Below are 7,260 nucleotides of genomic sequence, written 5' to 3' on the forward strand. Positions count from 1 at the left end.
ATATGAAAACAAATAAAATATTAGCAATAGGCTTACTTGCTGCCGCTACAGTGTTGACTACCGGTTGCAGTGACAGTTTTCTTGAGGTGGAAAATCCGACAGGTGAACCATTGGAAGATTATTATACTACGGATGAGCATATTCAGGAAGCTCTGATTGCCGCCTATGACCCTCTCCATTGGCCAGATTGGGGATTGGGACAGTACAATGCCTTGAATATTGACGGTGAAATTATGGGCGATAATTTTTGGGTAGGTGGTGCAACCAAGACCGATATGCAGAATTGGCATATGTTATTTAATTATGAAGCTAATGAAAATAATACACTTGGCTCTCTTTGGACTGTGGATTATTCTGGCATCAAACGTTGTAATGACTTACTGAAATATCTTGATTGGGGTACTGATGTTACTGAGGCCAATCGTAAACTCTATGAGATGCAAGCCCGTTTACTACGTGTTTTCTATTATAATATGTTGTGGCATTATTTTGGTAATGTACCTTTCTATTTGGAGAATCTTTCCGAACCTCCTTATACGGCTCCGCAATATACTGCCGATCAGGTTTATGCTGAGTTGATCGCAGAACTTGAAGCTGTAATTGACTCTAAGGTGTTACCTTTGAAATATTATAAAACAATCAAAGAAGGTAAAGAAGTTGACGACGAAGGTCAGTTGGGACGTGTCACTCAAGCTATGGCTTATATGGTATATGCTGAAATGGTAATGTATCAGAATGATGAAAGTCGTTTCTCAAAAGCTTTAGGTTATATGAAGGAGCTTATTGATAGTCCTAGCTTTAGATTGAATCCTAGTTTTGCCAACATCTGGGAAACGGAAGGTGAATGGTGTGACGAATCTATCTGGGAAATTAATTATGAGCAAACTAATAACGAACGTGGCTGGGGAAGTCCGTTAGCTGTTGGTGGTACAGTGCTTCCTACTCTGATTTCTCCTAACTCTTTCCCAGGTGATGATGGTTGGTCAAAGGGTAATGATGGCTGGGGATTTATGCCCATGCGTCTTGAAACTTATCAAATGTTTAGTGAACAAGACAAACGTCGTGATGCAACTTGCTGGGTGATTGCCGAAGATGTAGAATATACGAAACGTTATCAAGATACTCATATTTGGTTGCAAAAATATCGTCCGTATGATAAGAACTTCAAGCAGTCTTCCGGTGACCAGAATTTGAACTATAATAACAACTATCGTTATTATCGTTATGCTGAAACATTGCTCAATGCTGCAGAACTTTCTCTTCGTACAGGTGGAAGTAGTACTGGGGAGGCTAAGACATGGTTGAACGAAGTTCGTACCCGTGCCGGTTTGGCTGAACTTGCGAGTGTCACAGTTGACGATGTCCTCACAGAGCGTCATTTGGAATTTGTTGGCGAAGGTAAACGCTATTTTGATTTGGTACGTGCTGAAGGAATTAGTGGAGCATCATCTAAAAACAAGGCTACTACTGCACTTGTCCCAGATGAATATGGCTACCGTACCAATTCTTGGACTGCCAAGAAGAAATACATTCCTATTGCACAAAGTGAGTTGGATTCTGACCCTGCTTTGGTTCAGAATGCTTATAAATAGTTTACCATAACTCCATTAACAAATAATTGATATGAAAAATATATTTAAATATATAGCAGGCGTGTTGGTTGCTGGTTTTGCAATGACTTCATGTTCGCCTGAAGATTTTACGGGAGCCAATGGCAATATCCCACAAGCATCGGATTATACTGATAACTTTAAAGTTACTGTAGATCAGACAACCAATTATGCAAACTTTGAATTTACTTCTGCTCCTGGAGTGTCTCCGATTTGGATAATTGACGGCGCTTATCAAGCCTCATATGGCTTTTCTAAATATTATCGTAAAAAAGGTTCATATACAGTAGAATGTAAAGTAAAGAACGCAAATGGCATTAGTGATGGTTCGATAACCAAAACCTTTGAAATAGAGAAGACTATTATGAACGGTTTTGGTGGTTTTGTGGAAGATAGTGAATTTAACATGTTTAAGGGAGTAACTTTCAATGTGGCATCTTTCTACTATGCTCCAGGATGGGGGCAGATTGCAGATCCAAAATATACTTATCAGAATGGTGCATTTGTTGTTTCCTTACCGGAAGCTACTACCGATCAGTGGCAAGCTCAGATGCATGTGGAATTGGATAAGGTAGTTGCTTTGTCAGTGGATAAAACCTATGATTTTTCGGTGATAATCACTTCTACTACCAAACATCCGGGCGTGACGGTTAAAGTACAGCAGAAAGGTGATGACAATACGTTTATCAATATGCAGCGTGTGGCTTTAGATGCTAATGAACCTAAGTGTATATGGTTCAGTAACGTACCCGGTGTGAATATTACCGACTTGAAGTTTGCACTTGATTTTGGTGGTAATGAAGCTAATACGGATATTACTTTGGAAAGCTTTGTCTTGAAAGACCATGCTAATGATGACGGTACGGAAATTCCTGAAGTACAAGAGCCTGAACCTTCTTGGGTGAAGGTGGATAGTGAAGACAATCTTTGGAACGGGGCAACCTTTACCAATACTTTCTTCTATGCAAACCCGGATTGGAGTGCTAGACCTAATCCAGATTTAGTGGTGGATGGAAATGCTTATACACTCACTTTCCCTGATGCTACTGAAGCACAATGGCAGAACCAGTTCTCGTTTGTTACAGATTTGTCAGCCGATACAGAAACTGCCTATGATTTCTGTGTCACTCTAAATCCTAGTACTGATTTGAAGGGGGTAACAGTAAAACTGGTTCAGACTGATGAACCTGATGTCAAACATGATGATAACTTCTTCTTTGCAGAACAGACGGACTTGTTGGGTAATGAAGATAATAAATTTTGGGTTGCAAATAAAAAGGCGCCTAAAGATATGCATGCTATATCTTTAGTCTTGGATTTTGGTGGAAATCCTGCTGACACAAAAGTGACTATTAAAGATATTATTTTCCAGACTCATAGAGATTGATGACTAGTATTAGATAGAATATTGGTCTGCTAAAAGCAGTGAATAATAAAAAGGGGGAAGGATGTGTGTTATCTTGGCAATTGCTGGAGTTTCATCTTTTCCCTTTTTTCTCTACTTATGTTGTAAAATATATATATGAAATACTATTGTCTATTATCTATTCTTTTGTTTTCGTTGATTGCTTGTGGCAGTAGCGATGACAAGGAACCGCAATCCGAGGATGTTACCATTAAATGTTCTCCTGAAAAGATAGAGGCTGTTGCACAAGCTAGCCAATATGTGGTGAATGTGGTTTGTTCTGGTAAAGAGTGGACAGCTTTTGCCTCTGATGATTGCAGTTCATGGGTCAAAGTAAATGTAATGGGTTCTTCTTCTAGCCAAGGCACAGCGACAGTTATAGTCAGTGCTCATACGGGTACTACTTCTCGTACTGGTACGGTGGTAGTTAAATCTGGTGCTACTCGTGTATCTATTCCTCTTACGCAAGCGGCTCCTTTATCAGTGTCACAGACTGAGTTGTATTCTAATTCTATAGGAGAATCTTTTGTCTTATCTGTTATTGCTTCTGGCGAATGGAATGTGAAATCCAATGATAGTTGGATTAGCGCAGAAAAAAATAGTGGGGAAATTGTTGTGACCACTTTAGCTAATGATGCAAAGATTTCCCGTACGGGTACAGTTGAGGTTGTGGCTGGTGCAGAGAAAGTAACGGTAACAGTTATTCAAGAATCGGCTGAAGATCTGGATATCAATACTCCTGAGGGGTATCGGTTGGTTTGGCATGATGAATTTAATGAGGGTACATCTCTTGGCAATGATTGGACACACGAGGTTCAAGGAGCAGGGTGGGTAAATAATGAACTTCAAAATTACGTCAATGGTTCTGCTGACGGAAAGCGTGTGACAGAACTTGTGGACGGTAAGTTGAATATTAATTGTTTCAAAGGCTCCGATGGTAAAATTTACTCTGGTCGTGTGTATGCTAAAGTGAATACTGGTTGGGAATATGGCTATTTTGAAGCACGTATCATGTTGCCTGAAGGCAAGGGGACGTGGCCGGCTTTTTGGATGATGCCAGTTGATAATGACTGGAATACTAATCCATGGCCCATGTGTGGTGAAATAGACATTATGGAGGAAGTGGGAGTCATGCCCAACGAAGTCTCTTCGTCTATCCATACGCAAGATTATAATCATACTATAGGTACGCAGAAAACACATGCCATGACTATAGAACAGGCAGAAGGAGAATTTCATCTCTATGCTTTAGAGTGGACAGAAGATGCCATCACTACATACGTGGATGGTAAGGTACAGTTGGCTGTTACCAAGCAACAATTGGGAGCTGGTCATAATCAATGGCCTTTCCATTATGCTTTCTATCCCATTCTGAATCTGGCTTGGGGCGGTGATTGGGGTGGAATGAACGGTGTGGATGAGTCTGCTCTTCCTGTAACGATGAAGGTGGATTATGTACGTGTATTTCAGAAGAAGTAGAACTGTTTTATTTAAATGAGATTTGAATATGAAGACTAAATATCTTTTTTTAATATTAATAGTTCTATCTTTCTTCTTTTCTTGTAGTCAAGAAGATGGAATTGTGATAGTGGAGGAACCTTTTAAAGATTCAGCTCTGGAGTTAGAACAAGCTAAATTGGCTATTTATGCTATGGGGCTTGACACTACATTTATGGTGGAATGGAATAATTATTACATTGTAGAAGAAGATATTTTGCTTTGCAAAGATAGTATTAATCTTACTTCTACTAGGCAATATCATGCAACTTATTATGTGGATAATTATCAAACAATTACAGTTGGAGTTGATAATACTATTGCTCAAAGTACCAATTGGAGAGAAGCTACTAAAGAGGCTATAGATGTATATAATAAATATACGGGGCTCCGTTTTGTATATAATGAGTATAATCCTCAAATAAAGATTTCTAAGAGCAATTTATATAATGCTATAGCATGTGCACAAGGGGAGTTCCCTTTATCAGGCAAACCTGGTAGTAAAATAATTATCAATGATAGTTTTTATAAAAATATAGATACCTTTTTGAGTTTAAGTCAAAAGAAGTTTTTATTAGTGCATGAGCTTGGGCATAATTTGGGATTACGTCATACTAATGGGCTTGGAGAGGGAGATGGTGGCGTTGGATTAGTTCAAATTCCTGGAACTCCTACATCAGATTCTCAATCTTTTATGAATTCAACTACGTGTGGTAATTCTTGGAATGGAGCTTCAACTTATGATGTTGTGGCACTTAAAACTTTATGGCCAAAATGTATAATATCTTTTGCCGATGGAAGTAGCCTTCCTCAAATGGAAGTAGATTATGGTAGTTATCTGAGTAGAAATTTAATTCCTACATCTGCTAAGGGCATATTTGCCGGATGGTTTAAAAATGCAGCTTTAACAATTCCATTTAGCTACGGAGAAACGATAATAGGTGATATTACTTTATACCCCAAATGGCGGGATAAGACTAATGTCATAAGATTAATGGCTATTTCTGATACTAGTGCTAGTACCGTAAGATTTACGCTTTCTCAGGTTACTCCTGTAACTTTTTTAGATATTGAGGTGGAGCGTGGATTTAATGAATGGTCGGAAATATCTCGATTTACGGAAGAAACTGGAGTTACTTTAACAAAGATTCCTGCATCATTCTCAATTCGTACTTTTATAGAGCCATATATTTGGAATGCTAATCCAAATAGTTATGCAATCTATAATTGGCAAGATGCTACTGTTCTTGACCCAGGCGAATATGTATTGGAGGCACGCTTTACAAAGAGTCTTGGATTACAAAATGGAGCAGATGGAAAACACGGAGTAATAAGGGCGGTAATAGAATATTAACTTTTTATGCTTTAGAACAATTGATAATGAAAAAAGAAAAAATATTTATTTTTATCTGTTTAGTTTTGTTGTCTGCCTGTTCTCCTTCTTCTTTAGACGGCATTGTAATAGAGAAAGCGGCAGACGGTTATAAACTTTCCATTGACGGAAGAGAAACCTATATTAAAGGCGTAGGCGGCACATATCGGTTGGACATTGCCGCCCAGAGTGGTGCCAATGCCTTCAGAACCTGGGGAGGTAATGTGGAGGAGATAAAGAAAAACCTGGCATTGGCTTCGGAGCACAACATGTACGTAATGCAGGGAATAGGCATGACCAAAGACTCTATACGCTATTACGATGATGAATATAAGAACAAGATGCGCGAAGAAGTCCGCTTGTTGGCAGAAACGTTCAAGAATGATACGAGTTTGCTGGCTTGGGGTATTGGCAATGAAATTGAGTTGGGAAATGCTAATATAGCTGCCGCATGGAATTTTGTGGAAGAACTGGCACAGCTGATTAAGTCGATAGACAAGCGTCATCTGGTTTCGACAGTGATTTCCTACAATCCGTCGGCATTGGACTCTGTGGCAAAGTATGCTCCGTCTCTCGATTATGTGGGCATCAATGTATATGGTCCGATGGGAGAGGTGCAGGCTGTTGTTGACCGGTCGGACTACAAGGGTGCATTTATGATTACCGAGTGGGGACCGACCGGTTGGTGGGAAACAGCGTCAACCGAGTGGAAGGCACCCATAGAGCAGACCAGTGAAGAAAAACGGCAGGTATACGAAGAGCGTTATACGCAATATATTTCTGCCAATACCCGTTGCTTGGGCTCTTTTGTATTCTTGTGGGGACAAAAAGAAGAACGTACGCCTACTTGGTTCAGTATGTTTGTAGAGGATAAGGTGGATTCACTGCCATTGAAAGGAGAGAAAACTCCTATGGTGGAGGCCATGCAAAGAGTGTGGACCGGCAAGGAATTGGATGAAACGGCTCCGATAGTTCGGGGCATGACTATCGATGGTAAAAGTGCCATTGATAATGTCCGTATCAAAGCAGGTACTTTATTTAAGGCGGAGGTTTCCGTCACAGATAAGGAGAACGATTCTTTGGCTTATGTGTGGGAAGTACTGAAAGAGGCTACAGTCTTGGGTTTTGGAGGTTCTTATGAGCCACGTCCGGAAAGAATGGGTGACGTGGCTGTGTCAGATAAAAATGTGTATGAGACTGCAATTAAAGTTCCCGGAGAATATCGTTTGTACGTATATGTACTTGATAATACGGGCTTTGTCTCCACAGCAAATGTTCCATTTCAAGTAATAGATTAAAGAGCTGAATTCAACTTGCAAATGCAACAGAATTCTGATTAATAATTTGTTTAAATTTTTCGTTTGGCGTGAGGTATC

5 protein-coding genes are annotated in these 7,260 nt (G+C 39.7%); all 5 read left to right on the forward strand.

What is annotated here, in order from left to right; genetic code table 11:
• Positions 1-2 precede the first annotated feature (2 nt).
• The 5 genes from ACESTD_RS17240 to ACESTD_RS17260 all read left to right on the forward strand — a co-directional run bounded on the left by ACESTD_RS17240 (position 3) and on the right by ACESTD_RS17260 (position 7,182).
• Positions 3-1,592: a RagB/SusD family nutrient uptake outer membrane protein gene (locus ACESTD_RS17240; protein WP_130081042.1), complete on the forward strand. Its 1,590-nt coding sequence runs from the start codon at positions 3-5 to the stop codon at positions 1,590-1,592.
• Positions 1,593-1,623: 31 nt separating this feature from the next.
• Positions 1,624-2,997, forward strand: a complete 1,374-nt coding sequence (locus tag ACESTD_RS17245) for a hypothetical protein (protein ID WP_250706552.1) — start codon at positions 1,624-1,626, stop codon at positions 2,995-2,997.
• A gap of 135 nt (positions 2,998-3,132) precedes the next feature.
• Positions 3,133-4,494 carry a family 16 glycosylhydrolase gene (locus tag ACESTD_RS17250; protein WP_034523369.1) on the forward strand — a complete coding sequence of 454 codons (1,362 nt, stop codon included), beginning with the start codon at positions 3,133-3,135 and terminating at the stop codon, positions 4,492-4,494.
• 28 nt (positions 4,495-4,522) lie between these two features.
• Positions 4,523-5,866, forward strand: a complete 1,344-nt coding sequence (locus ACESTD_RS17255) for a M57 family metalloprotease (protein ID WP_120139448.1) — start codon at positions 4,523-4,525, stop codon at positions 5,864-5,866.
• A 26-nt stretch (positions 5,867-5,892) separates the two neighbouring features.
• Positions 5,893-7,182, forward strand: coding sequence for a glycoside hydrolase family 2 TIM barrel-domain containing protein (locus tag ACESTD_RS17260; RefSeq protein ID WP_196030568.1), 1,290 nt, complete (start codon positions 5,893-5,895; stop codon positions 7,180-7,182).
• Positions 7,183-7,260: the final 78 nt, after the last annotated feature.

It is taken from the genome of Bacteroides sp. AR20 (assembly GCF_964250605.1).
Lineage (GTDB): Bacteria > Bacteroidota > Bacteroidia > Bacteroidales > Bacteroidaceae > Bacteroides > Bacteroides uniformis.